The sequence below is a fragment of the Streptomyces erythrochromogenes genome, assembly GCF_040684695.1.
Taxonomy (GTDB): Bacteria; Actinomycetota; Actinomycetes; order Streptomycetales; family Streptomycetaceae; genus Streptomyces; species Streptomyces erythrochromogenes_C.
In genome coordinates this window covers 166,472-188,393 of the sequence record NZ_JBFBGM010000015.1, presented here as the reverse complement: position 1 = coordinate 188,393, position 21,922 = coordinate 166,472, and the positions used below count along the sequence as shown (strand labels likewise).

The window sequence follows — 21,922 nt, the reverse complement described above, 5'->3', positions numbered from 1 at the left end:
CCCACCCCCGGCGCTACGTTCTGCGGGTACGTCCGTCGATGGGGTCGGCGAGCATGGCGTCCAGCATCCGGTGGGGGTCCGCCTTCGTGGCCTGCCCGTACGCCCTGTCGTAGGCCGCATCGCCGGCCTGCGTACGGGCCGACCGCTCACCCTGCTCCCGCAGCGCACCCAACTCGGGCGTGCCGCGCTGCGGATGGCCCACCATCTGCCAGAACCGGTGCCCGAGCCCGTACGCACCGGCCGACAGCTCACCCCGGCCCTGGTCGGCGAAGGCCACCGCCAGCAGGTCAAGCCCCAGGGCGAGACCGAAGGAGTCCCCGATCGCCTGCTTGGCGCGCAGCATCGACCGGGCGTGTCCTGCGGCGTCGGCCGCCCGCTCCTCGTGGAGCGCGATCACCGCCAGCTGGTAGTCCGCGTAGGAGCGGGCCCAGTACTCACCCACGGCCACCGAGTCCGCCCGCAGCGCCTCCGCCTCGGTACGCGCCTGGGCCAGGAACCCCGATCCGGTCAGGCCGAACACCCGCAGCAGCCGGCAGCGGGCGCCCGAGGCGGAACCGGCGATCGAGGCCGACAGCACCCGGTCCGCTTCGTGGAGGGCCGTCAGCGGCTTGCCGCGCAGGAGCAGCACCAGACCGTGCAGATACGCCGCGTCCGCGACCAGCGCCCCCTCCCCGGCCACCTCGGCGACCACCCTCGCCTCCCGGCTCAGCCGCTGCGCCACGTCGTAACTCCCCTGCAGGCAGCGCACCACACCCAAGGACCACAGCGCCTTGGCCTGGACCGCTGCCGGAGCCGTCACCAGCTGCAGGAACTCGTCCAGGTAGTGGCCCGCCTCGTGCAGATGGCCGCAGCACGCCCAGAAGAACCCCAGCCGGCCGGCCATCGCCATGGCCTCCTCGGGGTCCGCCAGCAGCAGGTGCTCCAGTGCCGCGCAGAGATCGTCGTGGGAGCGGGCGAGCCCCGCGTAGGCCCGCCGCTGTCCCCGCCCCCACCACGCTTCGTCGGCGGCGGCCGTCGCACGGCTGAAGTAGCCGGCGTGCCGGTCGGCCACGGCGTCGCTCTCGCCGATCTCCGCGAGCCACATCGCACCGTACTCGCGGACGGTGTCCAGCATCCGCACCCGGCCCTCCCGGACGGTCACGATGCTCTTGTCCTGCAACCCGGCCAGGGCTCCGCCGAGCGCCGCCGGCCCCAGTGGCGCCCCGCCGCACACATCGAGCACGGCCTCCGGCGCGGGGTCGGAGCGGAAGACCGACATCCGCGCCCATAACAGGCGTTCGGCGGGACTGCACAGCTCGTGGCTCCAGCCGATGGTGGTCACCAGAGCCCGGTGCCGCGCCGGACCCACCGATATCTCGCGGCTCCCGCCCAGCTCCAGCCGCCGGCCCAGGCCCGCAGCCAGTTCACCCACACCGTGCTCTCCGAGCAGCCCGGCGGCCAGTTCCAGAGCCAGCGGCACGCCCTCCAGCCACCGGCACACGGCAACCGCCGCCGCCCTGTCCGCCTGCCTCGTCCACCGCACCCCGACAGCGTCGGCCCGTTCGGTGAACAGCTCCAGCCCGTCGGTCTCGGGGTCCAACGGGCCCACCCTCTGGACCCGTTCACCCCACACCCCCAAGGGCTCACGGCTGGTGGCGAGTACCACCAGGCGGGGGCAGCGGGCCAGCAGCGCCTCCACGAGCGCGGCGCACTCCTCCCGCACGTGTTCGCAGGAGTCCAGCACGAGCAGGACGCGGCTCCCGCCGATCCAGGCGCCGAGTGCCTCACCCGGATCCCGGGTCGAATGATCGGTGAGCCCGCAGGCGTCCGCCACCGCGGCCGCGAACAGCGGCCGGCCGGACAACGACCACAACGGCGCCCAGTACACGGCGTCGTACGGCTGATCGGGCGCGCACCCTGCCGTATGGGCGGCCAGCCGGGACTTGCCGACACCACCACCCCCGACCAAGGTGACCAGGCGGTGCGTCCGCAGCCCGGCCATCAGCTCGGCAACCTCACCCGTTCGCCCTACGAAGGAACCTTGCACCGGCGGAATCCAACTGTCCACGCCGCCATTCTCGGGCACGGAACCGCAGAACCGTAACCGCGGAAGCCGGACGCCGCACACGAGCGCCACTCGCTGCAAGGACCCACCCGCGCGCCGGAACACGCCCGCCGTGCACGGCCGTTGCCCTGACGTCTGCGTTTGCGGCAGATCTGAGCCCCCGCGACTGAGACACCGCTGCCGGCATATCCAGGTGCGTGTCAGCACGAGAAGATGCCAGAGTCACTGCCGTGACCTTGATGAACGTGCTCGTCGACTTCGCCCGGACCGGCCGTATCGGCCCGCTTCACTGCGGGATGCCGCTGGCCGAGGCCGAGAGTCTCCTGGGCCCAGGACGCCCGCACCCCGCCATCCGGATGAGACCGGACATTGACGGCTACCCCTACGCCTGGAACGGCCTGAAGCTGTCCATCACCCAACGCCTGGTAAGCGGAATCTCCATCAGTCTCCGGCCGGGCACGACGGCCACGTTGCCGCCCCTGGTCCTGCCGGACTCGGAGTCCTACCCGTCCACAGTGCTCCGAGAAGACCTGATCGCCGGCCTTGATGCAGTCGACTGCCGCCATGACGTCAACGACCGCCTCACGTTCGGACAGCAAGCCAGCATCCTCACCCAACCCGCCAACGTCTGCGCGGTGTTCTTCACGCCCCGCCGGGGCGAAGAGGTGCCCGATCGTGAACGCCTCTACCTCGGCGTGATCCATAAGCACACAGCCTGACACTGCCACAGTGCTGTGAGGGCTGGATCGACGAGCAGCGCAGGCTGCTCGGGCCGGGCGGGCCCTGCGTCTGGTCTTTCCACGGACCGCCGGGACCGCAGCCCCTACGATCATGGTCAGGTCCATCCCTTCTCCCTTGCCGGTCCTGCGGGGCGACCGAGGGGTCGTCCTCACCGCGACGGCGACGTACTGGTGGGGTTCGCCCGACACCGGCGCAATGCGCGCCTGCGGCGGCCGTCTCCTGTCATGATCGCCGTGCTGTGCCGGGCCCGACGGTGGGCGTCGTCCTCGTCCCGTCCCGGCAGGACCGCCGACGAGGGAGATCGACATGGCTGACGGCTCGAAGTTCCGCCCTTGCACCGAAGCCGACGAGAAGGTGTTCATGGCCGTCCCCGGGATCCGCGACTCGGTGAGGACGACCCTCAAGTTCACCGCCGACGTCGAGATCATCGCCGAGGCGGTCGCCGGGCAGCCCGACGGCTCCCTCAAGTACCTCGTCATGGCAGGCGAGCACATCGAGGCCGACGAGGACAACCGCGAAGGCTACTGGTGGATCAAGGACGGCACGATCCTCAAGGCCCAGGCCATCGTCCTGCCCACCCTGAGCTGACGGGCGCGAACCTCCGCACCCGGGCGCGCAACCGCGCGTACGACCCGGCCCGCGGCCTGGCCTCGCGGCCATGACGTCACACCGTGCACCTTCACGCAGAGGCGCACGAGGAGTTTTCGTCCAGGTCGCCTTCGGTGGGGGCGAACGCGGACCACGTGGTGGGAAACGCCTGCACCACGCTTCCCAGCCGGGAGGCGAAGTCCTCCTTCCACTGGCCCCGCACGTATTCGCGCAGGGCCCGCAGCACCCTGCGGCAGGACGCATCGGTCGTCCCCGCGGGCAGCGCGACGGCGTACAGTCCGGCGACCTGCCCGTCCGTCGCGGCCGACGGCACTGCGAGATCGTCGTACTTCTGCGTGTAGCCGAAGAGTTCCGCCTGGCTGCCGACGACCGCGTCCACCGCCCCGCTACGCAGGGCCGCGACGCATTCTCCGAGCCCGGCCCGGCTCACGGCCACAGCACGGTTGTCCTCCACCAGCGACCGTTCGGTGGTGGAGGACACCCGCGTACAGACACTGCGGCCGGCGAGGTCCTTGAACGACGAGACCTCCGTGTTCGCCTTCATCACCAGGACCCCGTGATGGCTCTTCAGATAGGGCCCCACGAACACGAACTCCTTCTCGCGCGCGGCACTGATCTCCATCCGCGCGATGACCATGTCCACCTGTCCGCGGCGCAGCTGCGGCCCGCGGTCTTCTCCGGGGAGTCCGGTGAGGCGGAACTCCCCGTCCGCGAAGCCGAGGCGACGGGCGAGCCAGGGGGCCATCGCCGACTCGAACCCGAGGAGGGAGCCCCCGCTCACCTCGCCCAGGCCGGGTGAGTCGAGCGACACGCCGATCGTCAGGCGCTCCCCGTCGAGCCCGTCCCGTGCCTCGCCGTGGCGCCCTCCGGCAGGCGGCGGATCCCAGACCAGCGAAATGCCCAGCGAGGCCAGGAGGACGAGGCACACGCCGGCCCTCGTACGGGTCCGGCGGTGCGCCGCCGCCCGCCGGCCGGTGGGCCGTCCGGCCCCGTTGTTCGCCGGTGTCGACCCGGGCGCCGCCGTCCCGGGAAGCTCCGGCCGTATGCTCCTGCCGTCCGCGTCCGCGTCCGCGTCCGCGTCCGCGTCCGTCCCGGCATCGGCCTCCGGGCGCTCGATGACCACACCGGCGATGGTCAGTGGCGGCGCAGCACCCGCGTCGTCGGGTTCGAGGTCGGCCTGCTCCATGAGCCCGGCGAGTTCCTCGTCCGCCGCCGCACCTTCGCCGACGATCGTCGCCAGCTGGTCGTCGAGGGCGTCCATGGCCAGCTCGGGCGCCGGCGGAAGCGCGGCGGTCGGGGTGGCGGGCAGGTCGTCCACCGGCATCCGGTCGATGCTGTGCCGCAGACGGGCGATCTCCTCCCGTGCCTCGAAGACCTCTCTGGCCAGCGCCTGCTGCGCCTGCTCCGCCGTGTAGCGACGACCTTGCGCCCTCCCCAGCTCGTCCTCGATGCGCGCCGCCCGCCGCTCCGCGTCCACGAGCCGCTGTCGAAGCCCGGCCCGCTCCCGCTCCGTGGCCGACCGCAGCTGCGCCCTGGTGGAACCGATCACCGACTCCATCAGGGCGCGCATGTCCCGCAGCACGCCGACCGATGCGTTCGCCTTCGCGGCCACCAGCTCGGCTCGGTGCCGCGCCTCCACGGCATCGGCCAGCCGTTCGTGGAGGCGGACCAGCGCCGACTCCCCGCCGTCGTCCTCGGGCCGCCGCGATTCGTCGTCCGCAGCCCTCCACAGCCGGTTCGCCTGCTGCGCGCAGACGGAGCGGCGGCGCTCGTCGCTGCCGCAGACCGTCCGTACGAGTGCGCCGAGCGTCCTCTTCGGGATGACCGCGGAGCCGTTCATGTACTTCGCCCACGTCGCCCGGCTGGGCGTACCCATGAGGTCGAAGACCTCCTTGGTCGAACGCGGGTCGGTGATCCGCACGATGAACACCGCCAGTTCGTTGGCGTGCGGCCGTCCTACGAAGCGCCTCTGACGCGGCATCCGCCCGCCTCCCCGTTGTCCAGCCCAGACCAGCCACGTCCACCCGTACAACCCCGCTGAACTGGCGCGATGTCCCGGCACGGCCGAGCCGACCGGTCCCGTACCGGACGGTCGACCCGTCAGATCCACCCCACCGGACGGGAGCCGGCCATGACACTGATCCTGACCAGCCTGCGCGAGTTCTTCCTCCACGAGGTGCTCGGCAACCTCACCGCGACCGTGTTCCTGACCGCCGCCGCGTGGTGCACCCGCAGGATTCGCGCGGCTCGTGCGGCCCGCGCGGCCCGTGCGGCCCGTACGGCGGATCGGCGTCCGGGCGGGTAGGCGGTGGTCAGCCGCCGACGTGGATGCCGGGGCGGCGTGCCGGGTCCGGTTCGTGGCTGCGGATGATCTCGCGGGTGACCGGGGCGGTGTCGCCGCGTCCCAGGAGGAAGTAGCGGACCATGTGCACGAGCGGGCTGCCCTCGGCCCAGGCGAAGTGGCAGTGCGGCTGGACACCGGTGGCGTCCCGCAGGGCCAGCAGGACGGCGGCGATGGCGTTCGGCGCGGCGGGCGCGGCCGCGCGCAGGATCCGGTGGCCGCCGACCTCGACCCCGCGGACGGTGAGGGTGTCGCTGAAGTCCGAGGGGTCGACCACGTCGATCTCCAGGAAGACGACGTCGGCGCGGCCGGGGACCGGGTTGACGCCGCGCTGTTCGCGTTCCTTGTCGCGGTACTCGGCGACGTCCCCGGCCTGCCGGCGGTTGGCGATGATGTTGATCGCGTTGTCGTGGGCGAGGGTGTCGTCGACGAACCGGCGGGCATCGGCGTCGAAGACGATGCGGTCGGCGCGCAGTTCGGTGGTGCGGGAGACGCGGGAGATCAGCGACACGACGATGATCCCGGCGATGAAGAACGCGGAGATGACGATGCCGTCGGGCTTGTCGATGATGTTGGCGATCAGGGCGTAGAGCAGTACGGCGGTCAGCAGGGCGAAGCCGACGGCCGGCGCCCGGCGGCGCCGGCGCGCGACGGAGACGGTGACGGCGAAGGCGCCGGAGACCATCATGGCGAGGATGCCGGTGGCGTACGCGCCGGCCTGCTCGTCGACGTCGGCGTCGAAGGCGATCGTGATGACGATGCACAGGAACGTGTAGACGATCACGACCGGCCGGACGGCGCGTCCCCACTCGGGAGCCATGCCGTAATCGGGCAGGTAGCGGGGGACGATGTTGACCAGCCCCGCCATGGCGGAGGCTCCGGCGAACCACAGGATCAGGATGGTGCTGATGTCGTAGACGGTGCCGAAGCCCTCTCCGACCTGCTCGTGGGCCAGCCACGCCAGGGCACGGCCGTTCGCGGCGCCACCCGGTTCGAACAACTCGTGCGGGATGAGGAGAGTGGTGACGAAGCTCGCGGACAGGAGGTAGACGCTCATGATGAGAGCGGCGGTGGTCAGCAGCCTTCGGGTGTTGCGGATCCGCGAGCGCAGCCGCTGCTCGGGATCGGCGCCCTCGGCGGCGACGAGCGGCATCATGCTCACGCCGGTCTCGAAGCCCGACAGGCCCAGCACCAGCAGCGGGAAGGCGAGCAGCGCCGGGCCCAGGAGGTCGCCGAAGCCGCCTCCGCCCGCTGCGAGGGCGTCGGTCCACGCGGACCAGGCCCCGGGGGTGGTGAACACGTGGACGAGTCCGACGCCGATGACGATCGCGTTCAGCACGAGGAAGACCGCGACCAGGGGAATGGCCACGCTGACCGCCTCGCTGAACCCGAGCAGGAACACCCCGCCGAGTACGAGCAGCAGTACCACCGTCAGGGCGACCTCGTGGCCGTGCAGAGCCGCGGGGAAGAAGGGGTTCTCCACGACGTGCACGGACGCGTCCGCGGTGGACAGCGTGATGGTGATGATCCACGAGGTGGCCACGAAGCCGAGCAGGACCAGGACGAACAGCTTGCCCCACCAGAAGGGCAGCAGGTCCTCCAGCATCGCCACCGACCCCGCTCCGTGCGGGCTCTCCTTCGCCACCCGCCGGTACATCGGCAGCATTCCCAGCAGCGTCAACGCCACGATCAGCAGCGTCGCCAGCGGCGACACCGCCCCCGCGGCGAGAGCGGCGATCGCGGGTACGTAGGCGAGGCTGGAGAAGTAGTCGACACCGGTCAGGCACATCACCTTCCACCACGGATGCGGCTGGGCATGCCCCTCGTCGGCCGCCGGCCCCACCGGCTGCACCTGGTGCCGCAGCATCCACCGCCCCAGCCCGCCCGACGGCTCGGCGCGAGGGGCGGGACTGTCCACCACCTCGGGCATACCGGCGTGATCCGCGTCCCTCATGTCCCCCATCGACCTCTCCGCCCGGCTCACCTCACGGCCACCAGAGCGGGGGCCTCACGACGATCATCGAGTATGGGCCCGCCGCCGACGCGGACCCGCACCGAACGGCCCGGCCCTCTCACCCGCCCTGCCCTCATGCCCGGCGGACCAGCCACCACCCCGGCCGGACCCCCTGGTCCGAACAGGCGGCGTGGTAAAGGGAAAAGCCCTGGTCCGTGAGATTCCGGAACCCCTGTGACCCGACTGCACGGAGGTGGCCAGGGCGCCGTGCGAGGCGTCCCGGGCCGCCAAATCCATACGGATCCCTAACGTCGGCCCGGGGCCGGGAACGCCCCTGTCGGCGCGGATGAAAAGGGTTTCACTTCAATGTCCGATTTGGGCTACGGTGGTGGGCATGCGTTGCTGATTTCCCCCTGATACGCGGTGCCGTAGAGCGTGCCTCCGGCGCCCGTCAGGCATGGGCTGCGACCGCTGCCTCGGGCCGGCCCCAGCCCCAGTCCCCTTCCTTCGCCGCCGCGCCCGCACGGCCTCCTGCCTCCGGCGCGGCGGAACCCAGCTCTTCAAGGAGAACCCTTCGTGTCCGTGGTGCAAGTGCCGCCGGTGGCCGGCCGGCGTGAGTGGGCCGGTCTCGCGGTCCTGGTAGCGGCGTGCGTGTTCGTGTCGATGGACATCAGCGTCCTCTTCTACGCGGTCCCGGCCCTGAGCCAGGACCTGGCGCCCAGCAGTACGCAGGTGCTGTGGATCCTCGACGTCTACGGATTCCTGCTCGCCGGCCTGCTCATCACCATGGGTGTGCTCGGCGACCGGTTCGGACGGCGCCGGATGCTCATGGCCGGGGCCGCCCTGTTCGGTTCCGCCTCGGCGGCCGCCGCCTACTCCGGGAGCCCGGGGATCCTCATCGTCTGCCGTGCGCTGATGGGCGTCGGTGCCGCGATGCTGGCCCCGTCCACCCTCGCGCTGATCAGCACCATGTTCCGCGACCGGACCCAGCGGCGCACCGCGATCGGGCTGTGGTCCGCGGCGTTCGCGGCCGGCTCCGTCCTCGGCCCCGTCCTCGGCGGCATCCTGCTCGGGCACTTCTGGTGGGGCTCGGTCCTCCTGGTCAACCTTGCCGTCGCGGTGCTGCTGCTGGGGGCGGGGCCCGTGCTCCTGCCCGAGGCGAAGGACCCCGCCGCGGGCCGGACCGACCTGCTCAGCGTCGCACTGTCGACGGCGGCGGTCCTGCTCGTCGTCTACGGAGCCAAGCTCACCGCACTTGACGGAGTCGGACTCGCCGGGCCGGCCGCCTGCCTCCTGGGCGCTGCCGCCGCCACCGCGTTCGTGGTGCGGCAGTTGCGCCTGACCCACCCGCTGATCGACATCGCACTGTTCCGCAGCCGTGCGTTCAGCACCGGAATCCTCGCCAACGGCATCATCCAGTTCGCCCTGATGGGCCTGACCCTTCTCGCCGCTTCATACCTGCAGAACATCCTGGGCCTGACCGCTCTGGCGGCCGCGCTCTGGATGGTGCCCAGCGTCGCTGGCGTCCTCGCGGGCCTGACACTGGCCGGCAGGCTCGCCCTGCGGCTGCGCCCCGGGACCGTCGTAGGCCTCGGTCTCGCCACGGCAGCGGCCGGCTGCCTGACCGCCAGTGCTGCGGGCGAAGGACTGGGCCGGCTGGTCGCCGGGGCCACACTCACCGGCATCGGCGTGGGAACCGTCGCCCTGCTGGCCACCGACATCGTGCTCGCCGCGGCCCCACCGGAGCGGGCCGGTGCGGCTTCGGCCGTCGCGGAGACCAGCACCGAGCTCGGCGCCGCCCTCGGCATCGCCTCCCTCGGCACCATGAGCGCCGTCCTCTTCTCCGCCCGGCTCCCCGACGAAATCCCCGCCGCTTCCACCCTCACCGAAGCACTGCACGAAGCACAGTTCCACGGTGCGGCGGTCACCGCCGCCGTACGGGGAGCCTTCACCAGCGGCCTCCAACTGACCCTGCTGACGGCCGCCCTGCTGCTCCTGGGCGCCGCGACCGCGGCCTTCTTCGTGCTCCGCAACGTCCGCCTCGGCGAGACGGAGAACAGCGAGGCGGATCAGCTCACCTGAAGGGGTTGACCGCGCGGCGCCTTGCTCTTTGCCGATGCTTGATACTCCGGCAGTCGTTTAACACGGCAGGGCGCCCCGGCGTGACCGCAGCTCACTCCTCGTGTGCCGGCAGTCGGTCAGGGCCCAAGGAGTTGTCCGACGCATCAGGAGCCGTAGTGACCGTTCAACGCATCGACGTGATCCGCCCCTCTGAGCTGACCCCGGCAGAAGTGGAGTTGTGGGGCGAACTGCGGGCCGGCACGGCGCCGCAGGCCAACCCCTTCATGAGCCCGGAGTTCTGCCGGACGGTCGGCCGCGTCCGGCCGGGTGCCAGGGTCGCGGTCGTACGCCAGGACGGCGAGCCGGCCGGCTTCTTCCCCTTCGAGCGGGGCCGGTGGGGCCGCGGCCGCGCCATCGGCCTGGGCGTGTCCGACTGCCAGGGGGCCGTGCTGCGCCCCGGTACGGTCGTGGACCCCCACGAGCTGCTGCGTGCCAGCTCCCTGTCCGTCTGGGAGTTCAACCACCTCGAAAGCGGCCAGGACCTGTTCCTGCCGTTCGCCACGGGGCGGTTCGCCTCGCCCGTCATCGACGTCACGGGCGGCTACGCCGACTACGAGACCCTGCTCCGGGCCGGCTCCCGCACCTTCCTGAAGGCGACCCGGGCACAGGAACGCCGCCTGGCCCGGCAGGCGGGGCCGCTGCGCTTCGTGTTCGACGAGCACAGTCCGGCGGTACTGCGGATGCTGATGGCGTGGAAGTCCGCCCAGTACCGCCGCACGGGCCGGCGCGACCGGTTCGCCCAGAACTGGATCAACAACCTGGTGACGACGCTCGCCACCACGCGGACACCGTCCTGCTCGGGCCTGCTGTCGGTCCTCTACGCGGGCGGGCGCCCCGTCGCCGCGCACTTCGGTCTGCGCTCGCGCACCGTGCTGTCGTGCTGGTTCCCCGCCTACGACCGGGACTTCGCCACCTTCAGTCCCGGACGCGTCCTCTACCTCCGGATGATCGAGGCGGCCGCCGCCGCCGGGATCGACCTGCTCGATCTCGGCAGGGGCGACGCCCCCTACAAGGACTCCCTCAAGACACGGGACTTGACCGTGCACGAGGGTGCCGTGCTCCGGGCCGGGGCCGGGGCGGCCCTGCACTGGCTCAGCCACGAGCCGCCACGCGCCGCCCGGGGATTCGTGCGCGAGCGGCCGCACCTCAAAGCCGCAGCCCTGCGCACCTTGGCCGCGGTCGGCAGGATGCGCGACCGCCGTCCGTGATGCCGGCTCGGCGCAGGCCCGCCCGCTCCCCGGCGACGGAGTACGAGGTGCCGGATGCGGTCAGGCTCCTCCCACCGAGTACGCCCCTCGCCGGCCATGAGGGTGGGCGTCGGGGCGTCGGGGGTTCGACGCAGCGGGCTCTCACCCGCTGCGGAACAGCGGTTTGCCGTCCCGCAGCCGGCGGCAGATCCGCTGGTAGCTCGGGCGGCTCAGCTTCGGTGGCAGGCCCTTCCTGGCCCGCTTCGCGCCGCCGTCGTACACCTGCGGTACGAAGATGTCGCGGGCGGCGCGGAGCTGCTCCTCGCCCGGGTGGTAGGACTCCACCTCCACCCCCAGTTCGCCCGTCCCGTAGGAGGCGGACTTGTCGTGCAACACCAGGGCCCGGGCGTGCACCTCACCCGCCACCTCGAAGGTGAAGTCGTTGTAGTAGCCGTAGACGATGCCCTCCGCCCGCAGGTCGCCGCCCACGTAGACCGAGCCCCAGGAGACCAGGTCGCGTACGACCAGATCGCCCAGCACCACCAGCATGCCGATGTCGCGCACGTAGTCGTCCAGGAAGCCGTGCACGATCAGGTCGCCGTCGACGACCAGCGCGATGTCGAGAGCCAGGTCTTCCGGTACCACCAGGTCGCCCGCGTGGTACTGCCACCCGATGCCGGTGTCCCGGAGGTAGTCGGCCATGTTCGTCCCGGAGCCGAGCCGCTCGACCACGGCGGAGGTGTCGGCGAGCGGGTCGAAGCGGGCCCGCCATGAGGACATGGTCAGCAAGGGGTCTCCGTTCCGGCCCGGAGCGCCCGGACCTCCAGCATCCACAGGGCCTCCCCGGCGTACGAGGTGTCCGTGCTCGCCGCGATGGCGGCGAGCACGGGCTCGGGCAGGGAGGGGTTCTTCAGCATGTCGTAGTGGCGCTCGCCGGCCTCGGCCCAGGCCAGCAGGATCTCGACCGGGGTCGCCGGGTTCTTGGCGATGTCGTCGAGGAGGCCGGTGTCGCCGGCGTGCGCGCCATCGCGGACGAAAGCGGCCAGTGCCTCCGGCGGGGTGTGCCGGTTGGCTACCGCGCGGCGGAGGTAGTGGATCGGGCTGCGGACCATGGCGGCGAGCACGTCCTCCGGCGGTTCGGTGTGCCGGGCCTCGTCGACCGCCGCGAAGCTCGTCTGTTCCGCTGCACCCGACACCGTGCTCGCGCTGTACGTCAGGCCGAACTCGATCAGCAGGTCCGCCGGCCAGTTCGGCTGGTCCATCGCGTTCCCGGGGTGGAAGTACGGCCACAGGCCCGCTGCGTGCAGTGCGCGCAGCGATGCGGGCGGAGTGGCCGGGTGCTCCAATGCCGCGTACGCGAGACGCTGGAGGTCCTCCTGCCGACCGAGGGCCTTGCGTCCGCCGTCACCGGAGGCGGCCATGATCGTGTCCACCAGCCGGGCGAGCGTCCCGGGTGGGGCCGTCGTGTTCCGGCTGACGGCGACCAGCACGGCCAGGTCCGGGTCCTGGGCCAGCTCGGTGAGCTGCCGTACGGGGGTGAAGGGGTTGGCGGCCGCGGCGGCCCGTACGCACGGTTCGGCGTCGGACGCGAGCCGGGCGAGTACGGCCGGGGTGTGGTTGCGGTACTGCTGGGCGACCAGCTCCCGAACACGGGTGTCCGGGTCCTGCGCCAAGGCGTCGAGCAGCGGTATGAGTTCCGGTGCTGAGCGCTTGCGCACGGCGGTGCGGCGCACGGTGGGGTCCGGGTCGGTGAGGTCCGCATCGCCGGCGTGGCCGAGTGCGGCGACCACCCGGCGGACCCGGGCGTCCGGATCGGCTGCCAGGGCCCGCAGATGCTCCGGACGGGCGCCGACCCGCCGGACCAGAGCCAGGCGGACTTCCCCCGAGGAGTCGGCGACCAGCGCCCCGGCCACCTTGCGGGGGAGCTTCTCGCGGCCGGCCAGTGCCCGGCGTACTGCCGTCGATTCGTCCCGGGCCAGCGCTTTGACAGCCGGCTTGGGGGTCGCGCGGTGCACCGCAACCACCCGGCGCACCGACTCCTCCGGGTGGGCGGCGAGCTCGGCCAGCCGCTCGGGCGAGGTGGCCGGGTGGGCGGCGAGGGCGCGCAGCACCCCGAACCAGTCCGGGCCGCCCGCCAGTGCCCGTACGGCCACCTCCTCCGCCAGCCCGGCCTGCAGGCCTATCCGGCCGGCCACGATCCGGGCCGGCCCGGGACCCAGCGCCGCCAGCTCCCGCAGCCGTGTCGGAGGTGTGCTCGGGCGCCACGCCTCCGCGAGGTCGTCCCTGTCCATGTCCATCCGCATCCCTTCTCGACGCCCGGGCTCCGCCGACCCGGGGAGGATCTTGACACGGGGCTCCGACAACGCCTGACCCGGTCCGACCAGGCGATCCGACCAGGCGGTTCCTGCGGGATCGTTCAGGGCCTGCCGCGGGATTCCTCGGTGTTCCTGCGGGCGTAGGTCCCGGGTGTGCGGCCGAAGTAGCGGCGGAAGGCGAGGATGAATCCGTTGGTGCTGGCGAAACCGACGTGGGCGGACACGGTCTGTACGGTCCGGCCCTGGTCCAGGAGATCGAGGGCGTGGTTGAGGCGCAGTCTCGTGCGCCATTCCGAGAAGGACATCCCGGTCTCCGCCTGGAAGGCCCGGCGCAGGGTGGTCGCGCTGGTGTAGAAGTCGGCGGCGTACGCGGAGGCGGTGCGCGGGTCACTGGGCGTGCGGGTCAGTGCCTCCGCCACCGCGAGGACCGTCGGTGACGTGGGCATGGGCAGCGGGAGCGCGTCGGGATGTGTGGCCGACAGCCTGGCGAAGACGTCGGGACCGGCGGGGTCCGGCTGCGAGGTGCGGACCCGGCTCAGCAGCAGAGCCTTCTGCTCGTTGGTGACGTTGACGGGTGTGGGCCGGTCGTAGGGGAGGTCGAACCGCTCGGCGTCGAACGTCTCCAGTACGACCACGGCGTCCCAGGAGTAGCGGCTGCTGTGCGTGACGCCTGCGGGGACCCACAGGCCCGCGGTGAGTTCGACCGTCCAGGAGGCCCCGAGTGCCGAGACCTGCACCCGGCCGAGCGGTGCGTAGAGGAACTGGTGGTAGGTGTGCACGTGCGGCGGATGGCCGCTCTCGGTCACGCGACACCCCTCCGCGCTGATGTCCGCGCTGACCTCCGCCGTCGTCACGGGGGCGCCGGTGTGGCGGGGAGCGGGAACGAAGGGCGCGGCCGGCGGTGCCGGGCGGAGACGCAGTCGTCCCTGAGCAATGGTGTCCACGGCCATGGTCCTTCCTCGGACAGCAGGTTCACCACCCGCTCGTTTAGTGAGGTAAGGCTAACCTAAGTTTGATGCGTGATGGTGTCGCCGAGGCTGACGACCTGGCGGTGGCCTCGCCGTAGGCGATGACGCTCCAGTGGTCGGTCGCAGCCCGGATGCCTTGGGCGCTGCCGTTGAGACGGTTGCCGAGCCGCTTCGGATACGCGAGGCAGACCCAGTCGTGGCTTGTGGCCTGCGCCGATCCGGCGCCGGCCGCCACCCCCGTGCAGGCCAGGCCGAAGGCCGACCGTGCCACGGCCGGTTTCCTGGCGGTCGATGACGCCGCATGGCCGTTGGTTTCGGGCGGAGTTGGGGAAACACCCGAAGGACTGCCGTGGCGGTGTCATCGTGGAGCAGGAGCATGACGACTGGAGGGGGAATCCGTTGCGCCGTGGCAGGCAGGGGCTGAACCGGCCGCTTCTGGCCGCCGCCGTGGCCGCCGCCGTGGCCCTGGGGGCCGGCGGTTGCGGAAGCGGAGAGCGGGAGGTCGCACAGGACGGGAAGGGGGGCTACCGGTTCGCCGCAACCGATGAAGTGTGCAACGCCCTGCCGTACGACGAGCTCCTCCCCGCCCTCGGCGTCCGTGAGGAGGCCGCAGACCGGGTCGGGAAGCGCAAGGGCATCGACGAACCCGGCGTGAAGTGCGTGCAGGAGCTGGCCGATACGGGAGGTGCGGCCTACAGCGGCGTGAAGGTCGAGCTGGACTTCACCTTCGCCGACAGCGTCGACTTCGCCCAGGACGTCTTCGGTCGGCTCAGGCCGGACGCAGGCAAGGATGCTGCAGGCGGGCCGCCCGTGGACGTGGCCGACCTGGGCAGGGCCGCGTACCGTTTCGGCTACACCGCCCCGACCGACCGCCGACAGGTCCGCGAACTACGCGTCCGCGACAGCAATCTCATGCTCTACATCGTGCTGACGGCCGAGGCGCGCGGGACGGTCACGCCCGAAACTCTCAAGGAGCTCGACGCGAGCGTGGACGCCTTCGCCCGCGGCTGCCTCAAGGCGGTCCGCCCATAGCGGGAGGGATTCGGTGTGCCCATGGGGACGGCGCGGGGGAGACGGCGCTCAGTGCGATGCGGGGCAAATCCCGCAGAGGGCAGAGGGCAGAGGGCAGAGGGCAGAGGGCAGAGGGCAGAGGGCAGCGTGCGCCGGGTGCGGATGACCCGGAGAAGGCGAGAGGGCCTTGAACGTCGCGGGCATGCGCATCGGGGACCGGTACCGGCTGGAAGCGCTGCTCGGGCGCGGCGGGATGGGCGAGGTGTGGCGTGCCCACGATCCGCGGCTCGACCGCAGGGTCGCGATCAAGTTCCTTCCCCCGGATCCGGCCGACGGCCACGTCGTGGACCGCTTCCACCGCGAGGCCCGGGTCACGGCGCGGCTCCAGCACCCCGGCATCACACAGGTCTTCGACAGCGGCGCCCAGGACGGACGCCTCCACCTGGTCATGGAGCTGCTCGACGGCCGCAATCTCGGTTCGGTACTGGGGCAGGCGAAATCCGGGCTGCCCGTGCACCGGGCCGTGGACCTGGCCGCGCAGGTCGCCGACGCGCTCTCGTACGCGCATCGGGCGGACATCGTCCACCGGGACATCAAGCCCGCCAACCTCATGCTGGTCGCCGGCGGCCGGGTGAAGGTGTGCGACTTCGGGATCGCGGGGTTCGTCCACGCGGACTCCGGCCTGACCCGGGAGGGCAGCCTGATGGGAACACCCGACTACATGGCGCCCGAGCAGTGCCGGGGCCTGCGGGTCGACGGCCGGGCCGACCTGTACGCCCTCGGCTGCGTCCTGTTCGCCCTCCTCACCGGGAGGCCCCCCTTCACGACGCACGGCGACTTCCGGGTCGTGATGCTGGACCACATCCACACCCCGCCCCCGCGCCTGGCCTCCCTGCGGCCGGGCGTGCCCGTCGAGCTCGACCGGCTCGTCTCGGTCCTCCTCGCGAAGGATCCCGGTGACCGTCCCGCCCACGGCGGGGTCGTGGCCGACCGGCTCAGGGACCTGGCCGTCTCCCGGCGTACGGGGGCGCCGCCGTCCGCGCCCCGACAGGGCCCGACGTCCGCGTCCTCCCCTCGCCCGGACCCCCGGTACGCGTACGCCGGCCGCCCGACACCGGCTCCCCGTACCGCCGGATTCACGATGGAGGCGGACTACGACGCTGTTCTCCACCCGGAGGCGAACGAGGCCAACGCGATCGTGACGGTGACGGGCCCGGGCCCGTCACCGGACGACACGGCGGCCGCCGCGCCCCGGGCCCTGGTCTTCCTGCTGGGGCTCTCCGACCAGCTCCCCGCAAGGGACTTCCGAGCCGTTCGGGGCGCGGTCGCCGCTGCCGTCGACAGCCTGGACGACGGCGCTGCCTTCGCCGTCGTGGCGGGCTCTGACCACGCCCGGATGCTCTACCCCGACACCCTGCGCCTGGTCGGGGCGAGTACGGAGACCAAGGCCGAGGCGCGCGCCGCGCTGGCCGGGATGGAGCCGATCGGAGCGGCCGCCTTCGGCAGATGGCTACGGCTCACCGACCGGCTCCTGGCCGCACACGGCAACTCCGTGCGTGCCGCGGTCCTCCTCACGGACCTGAAGGCCACGGCCGAGGGCCCGGAAGAGCTGTCGGCCGTGCTCGCCTCGTGCGCCGGCCGCTTCGCCTGCCATGCCCGGGGAATCGGCACCGACTGGGACGTGGCGCAGGTCCGAGCGATCACCACGGCGCTGCCCGGCACGATGGACATCGTCATGGATCCTGCGGCTCCCACCTCGGGCCTCACGGGAGAACTGATCTCGCTCGCGGCCCGCACCCGCCAGGCGTTCGCCCGTACCCTCGCCCTGCGGATCGCGACGCCGGGAGGCCGCCGGGTGCGGTCCGTCAAACAACTCTCGCCGTCCGTGGACGATCTCACCGGCCGCGGGTACGAGGTCGGTCCCCATGTGACCGAGTACCCCGTCGACGTCCCGGACGGCACATCGTGCGACTACCACCTGCTGTTCGAGCTGCCGCCAGGCCGTGACGGGGACGAGGCCGTCGTCGCCGAGCTGAGCCTCGTCCTGCTCCCTCCGGCCGGCGACGGACAGACCCTCGCCCGGGTGCCGGTCATCGCACGCCGGAGACCTTGAAGACCGTCCGGGCCGTTTCGCGGTCGATGCGCGCCGCCAGTCGGCGCAGGGCGGTCGCTCCGTACCGAAGGGTGCCGCGCTGGATGGAGGTGCGGGTGTCCGTGTCGACGCGCTGCCACATGGCGGGGTTGCGGACGAGGACGGCCGGGTCGATCTCGACCCGGTTTCCGTCCATGTCCCGGAGGGTCATCCGCTCGGACACTCCGTCGGACCATCGGACCGAGACGAGGGCGTCGGTGCGGACGCTGCGTTCCACCAGCAGCCCCCGGGTGCTCAGCTCACCGGGCCGGGTGGACACCCGGGGCGGCAGCAGGACCACGAAGAGGAGCACGGCAAGGCCGGCCCAGAGGGCACCGCGGGTCAGGCCGAGCCTGCCGGCGCACGCGTCGAGTGCGCACAGCGCGATGAAGAGCAGGAAGGCGGCGCCGATCGCCGCGTTCCTCTCACCGGCCCAGTGGGTGTCCTGCGCGAGCGGCCCCGCAGAGCCCGCCCGCCCCTGCCGTGCACCGTTTGCGTACCGAGTGTCGCGTCGTCCCATGGGACGACATTAGGGCTGGTCGGGGCGCCCGCCCCGAGCCCTGACGGACTGCTGACGCCGCGGCGACGCGACCTTGACGGGGGTGAGGCGTGCGTGCGGCCCGTCCAGCGCCGTCCGCCGCGCTCGTGCCATCATGACCGCATTCTTCGCCTTCGACCCGACCCGCCACGGAATGACCTGCCGTGCCTGGCTGGAACGGATCTCGGAGGTGTCCACGGCACGGCTCCGGCAGAACAGGGCGTCCCACACACTGCCGCCGGTGCGGCCGGTACGGGATGCCCGGCTGTGCCGGGCGGCCGTGGCGGAACTCCGTGTCGCTGCCCCGGCCCTGCTGGACACTTCTCCGCCGCCGAACCTCGTCGATTGCCTGGAGCACGTGGTGACCGGGGCCGAGGGCTTCCATGACCGTGGTGCCCTCCGCTACGAGGCCCTCGCCGACAGCTTTCAGTACGGCGAGGACCACCTCCTCTTCTCGGTCCACCACCTGGTGCAGCGCGTCTGACCCACCCGCCGGGACCGGCACGCACACCGAGCGCCCCGTCCCTCCGGAGGCGCGCCGTGCGGACCGGATGGCGTACGGGGGCAGGCCCCCTTCCGGCGGAAGACGTGTCCCCGAGCCGGTTCCTTACCGCGAAAGCGAAGGACCACCGCCTACTTTGTGAGCGGACCAGCGGACCAGCGGACGTCGACCATCGGAGCGCCCCCGTGAAGCACACCATGACGAGCCACGACATGCCTCGGCGTCAGTTCGTCGCGCTCTCCGCCGTCCTGGGTGCGGGAGCGCTGCTGGCCGGGGGAGCCGGCAGGGCGTCCGCGGCAGTGCAGGTGGACTCCGCCGCCGGGGCGTCGTGCTGTCCCTGTCCCACGGACCCGAACCCGCCCGGAGGCGGTCAGGCAGCCTGCCCTCCTTCGCACCTGCAGCCGCTCTGCGGCAGCCCCACCGACACCGACCCGCTGTGGCAGGACGTGCAGTACTGCACCCAGGGCATCGTGCCGCCTTCGGGACAGCGGCCCAACTGCCTGAAGACGATGCCCAACTATGTGGTGCTGCACGGCAAGCCGGAGACCCAGCACAACTACCTGCTTCTGCCGAGCTGCCGGATCACGGGCATCGAGTGCCCCTTCCTCGTGACGACCACGGCTGCGAACTACTGGCACGAGGCGTGGGAGAACGCCCGCCGCGGCGGAGACGTACCCGTCCAGTTCCCCAACATCGGGCTGGGGATCAACTCGCAGACGGCCCGGCAGTTCAACCAACTGCACATCCACATGGCAGGAGTCCGCGCCAGCACGCAACGCCGCCTGCAGGACCTCGAGACGGCCGGCCGGATCGCCCCCCAGCCGTCGCAATGGGGAGACGTACAGTTCCAGGCGCTCGTCACGGGAGCGGACGGAACGGGCGACCGCACGTACCGGATCCTCCGCCTCGGCGCGCTCACGCAGAACCTCTTCGACCTGCTGAACCTGTACGTGGTGCGGAGGTTCAGCCTGGACATGGCGGGCCAGACGCTGATCGTCGTACCGAAGATGACGGCGGCGGGCTTCGCGGGCACCTTCTACGTCCTCAACAGCGACTCCTCCCTCCACGACGGAACGAACACCTGCGACCACCTGCTCGTCTACACCTGATGCGGAGCCCGGCCCGCGACAGTCGTCACCGAGCGCTGCGGCGGACGGACCCCGGCTGCAGCCATGGGCTGTTCATGCCGTGTACTGGCGGCATTCGCCGGTGAAGACGACGCCGATCTCGGCTTCGAGCAGGGGGCCCACGAGCCGGGTGACGGTCTCTCCCGCGCCACCCCGGGGCTCGCGGTAGACCTGGAGCGCCAGACCCTCCATCACCGCTGCGAGGCGTACGGCCGCGGACTGCGGGTCCAGGTGTTCGTCCACCTCCCCGCATTCCTTGCCGTTGTGGACGGCGCGGGCGATGTCCTCGCGGAGCTGCCGGGCGCTCTCGGTGTCGACCTCGGCGAGCGCCGGCGCGTCGAGAGCGCGGCCGGCGAAGGCGCGGGCCACGCGGTATTCGGCGCGGCGCGCTTCGTCCAGGGGGATGTACTCGGTCATCACGTCGGCCATGACCGCAGCCAGGGACCGTTTGTGTTCGATGCCGTCCTGGATGCGCTCGTCGACGCGTGCGCGGATGCGGGCCGCGACTTCGCGGAAGGTGTGGAGCAGCATCTCGTCCTTGGTGCGGAAGTAGTGCTGCACCAGGCCGACGGACATGCCGGCGGCAGCGGCGGTGCGGGCGACGGTGACGGCGTCGAGTCCGTGTTCCGAGATCAACCGGCTGACTGCGTCAGCGATTTGACGGCGGCGTTGTTCATGGTCGGCGGTTCGCGGCACTTGATAACCGTACCAGCGTACGGCTATAACCGTATCGACATACGGTTATCTGTCGTGCCGATGGCCGATGGCCGATGGCCGATGGCCGATGGCCGATGGAAGACGGAAGACGGAAGAGCGAGGCTCCTGATGTCCCACCCCCTTCGACGCGCCGCCGCAGTTCTGGCCGCGCTCCTGCTCACGCTGACTCCCTTAGCCGGAACGCCGGCGGCTGCGGACTCACCCGTTCCGACGGACCCCTTCGCGGCGCTGGACACCTACGTGCGCGAACGCATGCAAGCCACCCGAACGCCGGGGCTCGCCTACGCCGTGGTCGGCCCCGACGGCCCGGTGCACGCACGGTCCTGGGGCACGGACGGGAACGGCAGGCCGGTCACGGCCTCGACCCCCTTCCTGTGGGGGTCGGTCGCCAAACCGATCGCCGCCACAGCCGTGATGACCCTCGTACAGGACGGGAGGCTCCGGCTCGACGACCCGGTCGTCGACCACCTGCCGGCCTTCCGCTTCGGCGGCGCCGACCATGCGGGCCGCGTCACCGTCCGCCACCTGCTCCAGCAGACCGCGGGCATACCGGAGTCGGCGACCTCCGCGGTCACCGACTGCTTCGATGCCGACTGCCCGGACGCGGCGGGCCGGATCGCGGAACTGGACCGCGTACGACCGTTGGGGCCACCCGGTACCACGTACGCCTACACCAGTGCCAACTACCTCGTCCTGGCCGCCCTGGTCGAGTCCGTCACCGGCCGGTCCTACGCCGACCACCTCCGGGACGGCGTCCTGCGCCCCGCGGGCATGGACGGGGCGATCGCCGACCGCGCATCCGCCCGGGAGCGGAAACTCCCACCCGGACACCAATTCCTGTGGGGCGTACCGTCCGCGATCGCCGACGGTGTGGACGACGCCGGCGCCGCCTACGGCTACGCCGGCGGCGACCTCGAGGACCTCGCCGCCTTCGCCTCCTTCCAGCTGCGATCGGGCAGGACGACCGGGGGCGAGGCGGTGCTCACCCCCGAGTCGATCCGCCTCATGCGGCAGTCCGGCCGCCTCCACCCGTCCGGAGCCGCCACCGGATACGGGCTCGGCTGGCGCGTCGGAGGCCTCGAAGCCCCGCTCGACTCCGCCGTCTGGCACACGGGCGCCACGCCCGGCTACTCCGCCATGCTCTTCCTCCTGCCGGAGCAGAACCGCGCCCTCGTCCTCCAGCAGAACCTGCACGGCCTCCTCCAGGACGCCGCCGTCATGGACGTCGGGTTCGGTGCGGCCCGCATCCTCGCCGGAGGAACCCCCGCCGAGCCCCCCTCCGCCGCGACCTACAACGTGACCGTCTGGGCTCTGACAGCGCTGGCCCTGGTCCTCCTCGCGGAGACCTGCCACTCCTTCCGCCTGCTCCGCCGGAGCGGTTCACGGCGCATCGCCCCCGCAGCCCTGTGGTGCCTCACCGGAGCCACCCCCACGGCCGTCCTGGTCGCGGCCCTCGCCCTCGTCGGCCCGGGGACCCTCTGGACCTGGACACCTGACGCGTTCACGGCCCTCTGCGCGGCGGCCCTTGCCGGGACCGCTGTCATCGCCCTGCGGCTGGGCGCCGCGCTCGCCGACCGGCGCGGCACACGGCGCCGTGGCGTACCGCTGCGCTGACG

At 71.9% G+C, this 21,922-nt stretch carries 18 protein-coding genes; 10 read left to right on the top strand and 8 right to left on the bottom strand.

Features of this window, described 5'->3' with window-relative positions; all coding sequences use genetic code 11:
• Positions 1–13 precede the first annotated feature (13 nt).
• Positions 14–1,981: an ATP-binding protein gene (locus AB0O53_RS22725; protein WP_435886667.1), complete on the bottom strand. Its 1,968-nt coding sequence runs from the start codon at positions 1,979–1,981 to the stop codon at positions 14–16.
• Positions 1,982–2,274: 293 nt separating this feature from the next.
• On the opposite strand from AB0O53_RS22725, the gene AB0O53_RS22720 reads away from it, so the two are divergent.
• Together AB0O53_RS22720 and AB0O53_RS22715 are read left to right on the top strand one after the other, a co-directional pair.
• A complete protein-coding gene (locus tag AB0O53_RS22720) occupies positions 2,275–2,763 on the top strand; it encodes a hypothetical protein (RefSeq protein ID WP_403142858.1) in 489 nt (162 codons plus the stop codon).
• A 328-nt stretch (positions 2,764–3,091) separates the two neighbouring features.
• Positions 3,092–3,373 carry a hypothetical protein gene (locus AB0O53_RS22715; RefSeq protein WP_350997591.1) on the top strand — a complete coding sequence of 94 codons (282 nt, stop codon included), beginning with the start codon at positions 3,092–3,094 and terminating at the stop codon, positions 3,371–3,373.
• A 91-nt stretch (positions 3,374–3,464) separates the two neighbouring features.
• Here AB0O53_RS22715 and AB0O53_RS22710 read toward each other — a convergent pair whose 3' ends face one another.
• A complete protein-coding gene (locus AB0O53_RS22710; protein ID WP_365197794.1) occupies positions 3,465–5,375 on the bottom strand; it encodes a transporter substrate-binding domain-containing protein in 1,911 nt (636 codons plus the stop codon).
• Positions 5,376–5,525: 150 nt separating this feature from the next.
• On the opposite strand from AB0O53_RS22710, the gene AB0O53_RS22705 reads away from it, so the two are divergent.
• Positions 5,526–5,699, top strand: coding sequence for a hypothetical protein (locus tag AB0O53_RS22705; RefSeq protein WP_350997597.1), 174 nt, complete (start codon positions 5,526–5,528; stop codon positions 5,697–5,699).
• 7 nt (positions 5,700–5,706) lie between these two features.
• On the opposite strand, the gene AB0O53_RS22700 is transcribed toward AB0O53_RS22705, so the two are convergent.
• Positions 5,707–7,665, bottom strand: a complete 1,959-nt coding sequence (locus AB0O53_RS22700) for an APC family permease (RefSeq protein ID WP_403142898.1) — start codon at positions 7,663–7,665, stop codon at positions 5,707–5,709.
• 600 nt (positions 7,666–8,265) lie between these two features.
• Between AB0O53_RS22700 and AB0O53_RS22695 the strand changes: the two genes are divergently transcribed.
• Both AB0O53_RS22695 and AB0O53_RS22690 read left to right on the top strand, forming a co-directional pair.
• Positions 8,266–9,771, top strand: coding sequence for an MFS transporter (locus AB0O53_RS22695; RefSeq protein WP_365197790.1), 1,506 nt, complete (start codon positions 8,266–8,268; stop codon positions 9,769–9,771).
• 155 nt (positions 9,772–9,926) lie between these two features.
• The gene (locus AB0O53_RS22690) at positions 9,927–11,018 is read left to right on the top strand and encodes a GNAT family N-acetyltransferase (protein WP_350997604.1); all 1,092 of its coding nucleotides are present in this window, start codon (positions 9,927–9,929) and stop codon (positions 11,016–11,018) included.
• 141 nt (positions 11,019–11,159) lie between these two features.
• On the opposite strand, the gene AB0O53_RS22685 is transcribed toward AB0O53_RS22690, so the two are convergent.
• The 3 genes from AB0O53_RS22685 to AB0O53_RS22675 form a co-directional block, all read right to left on the bottom strand.
• Positions 11,160–11,786, bottom strand: a complete 627-nt coding sequence (locus AB0O53_RS22685) for a hypothetical protein (RefSeq protein ID WP_365197787.1) — start codon at positions 11,784–11,786, stop codon at positions 11,160–11,162.
• Positions 11,780–13,294, bottom strand: coding sequence for a hypothetical protein (locus tag AB0O53_RS22680; RefSeq protein ID WP_365197784.1), 1,515 nt, complete (start codon positions 13,292–13,294; stop codon positions 11,780–11,782). The genes AB0O53_RS22685 and AB0O53_RS22680 overlap by 7 nt, the downstream gene beginning before the upstream one ends.
• 119 nt (positions 13,295–13,413) lie before the next feature.
• A complete protein-coding gene (locus AB0O53_RS22675; RefSeq protein WP_350997612.1) occupies positions 13,414–14,256 on the bottom strand; it encodes an AraC family transcriptional regulator in 843 nt (280 codons plus the stop codon).
• Between the two features lie 423 nt (positions 14,257–14,679).
• On the opposite strand from AB0O53_RS22675, the gene AB0O53_RS22670 reads away from it, so the two are divergent.
• Both AB0O53_RS22670 and AB0O53_RS22665 read left to right on the top strand, forming a co-directional pair.
• Positions 14,680–15,312, top strand: a complete 633-nt coding sequence (locus AB0O53_RS22670; protein ID WP_350997614.1) for a hypothetical protein — start codon at positions 14,680–14,682, stop codon at positions 15,310–15,312.
• A gap of 181 nt (positions 15,313–15,493) precedes the next feature.
• A complete protein-coding gene (locus AB0O53_RS22665; RefSeq protein WP_350997617.1) occupies positions 15,494–17,404 on the top strand; it encodes a protein kinase domain-containing protein in 1,911 nt (636 codons plus the stop codon).
• Here AB0O53_RS22665 and AB0O53_RS22660 read toward each other — a convergent pair.
• Positions 17,382–17,942, bottom strand: coding sequence for a hypothetical protein (locus tag AB0O53_RS22660; RefSeq protein WP_350997620.1), 561 nt, complete (start codon positions 17,940–17,942; stop codon positions 17,382–17,384). The genes AB0O53_RS22665 and AB0O53_RS22660 overlap by 23 nt on opposite strands.
• 133 nt (positions 17,943–18,075) lie before the next feature.
• Between AB0O53_RS22660 and AB0O53_RS22655 the strand changes: the two genes are divergently transcribed.
• Together AB0O53_RS22655 and AB0O53_RS22650 are read left to right on the top strand one after the other, a co-directional pair.
• Positions 18,076–18,444, top strand: a complete 369-nt coding sequence (locus tag AB0O53_RS22655; protein ID WP_350997623.1) for a hypothetical protein — start codon at positions 18,076–18,078, stop codon at positions 18,442–18,444.
• Between the two features lie 203 nt (positions 18,445–18,647).
• On the top strand, positions 18,648–19,571 hold the full coding sequence (locus tag AB0O53_RS22650; protein WP_365197779.1) for a CDP-diacylglycerol diphosphatase: 924 nt from the start codon (positions 18,648–18,650) through the stop codon (positions 19,569–19,571).
• A 72-nt stretch (positions 19,572–19,643) separates the two neighbouring features.
• Here the strand turns inward: AB0O53_RS22650 and AB0O53_RS22645 are convergent, their stop codons facing one another.
• Positions 19,644–20,285, bottom strand: a complete 642-nt coding sequence (locus tag AB0O53_RS22645) for a TetR/AcrR family transcriptional regulator (RefSeq protein WP_350997629.1) — start codon at positions 20,283–20,285, stop codon at positions 19,644–19,646.
• Positions 20,286–20,366: 81 nt separating this feature from the next.
• Here AB0O53_RS22645 and AB0O53_RS22640 point away from each other — a divergent pair, with 81 nt between their 5' ends.
• Entirely contained in the window at positions 20,367–21,920 is a 1,554-nt protein-coding gene (locus AB0O53_RS22640; RefSeq protein ID WP_435886670.1) for a serine hydrolase domain-containing protein, read from the top strand.
• Positions 21,921–21,922 lie beyond the last annotated feature (2 nt).

Bases quoted from the DNA above. Each gene is read 5' to 3' on its own strand.
- AB0O53_RS22725 (WP_435886667.1), bottom strand. From the start codon at position 1,981: ATGGCCGGGCTGCGGACGCACCGCCTGGTCACCTTGGTCGGGGGTGGT.
- AB0O53_RS22715 (WP_350997591.1), top strand. From the start codon at position 3,092: ATGGCTGACGGCTCGAAGTTCCGCCCTTGCACCGAAGCCGACGAGAAG.
- AB0O53_RS22710 (WP_365197794.1), bottom strand. From the start codon at position 5,375: ATGCCGCGTCAGAGGCGCTTCGTAGGACGGCCGCACGCCAACGAACTG.
- AB0O53_RS22705 (WP_350997597.1), top strand. From the start codon at position 5,526: ATGACACTGATCCTGACCAGCCTGCGCGAGTTCTTCCTCCACGAGGTG.
- AB0O53_RS22700 (WP_403142898.1), bottom strand. From the start codon at position 7,665: ATGCCCGAGGTGGTGGACAGTCCCGCCCCTCGCGCCGAGCCGTCGGGC.
- AB0O53_RS22680 (WP_365197784.1), bottom strand. From the start codon at position 13,294: ATGGACATGGACAGGGACGACCTCGCGGAGGCGTGGCGCCCGAGCACA.
- AB0O53_RS22665 (WP_350997617.1), top strand. From the start codon at position 15,494: ATGCGCATCGGGGACCGGTACCGGCTGGAAGCGCTGCTCGGGCGCGGC.
- AB0O53_RS22660 (WP_350997620.1), bottom strand. From the start codon at position 17,942: ATGGGACGACGCGACACTCGGTACGCAAACGGTGCACGGCAGGGGCGG.
- AB0O53_RS22655 (WP_350997623.1), top strand. From the start codon at position 18,076: ATGACCGCATTCTTCGCCTTCGACCCGACCCGCCACGGAATGACCTGC.
- AB0O53_RS22640 (WP_435886670.1), top strand. From the start codon at position 20,367: ATGGCCGATGGCCGATGGAAGACGGAAGACGGAAGAGCGAGGCTCCTG.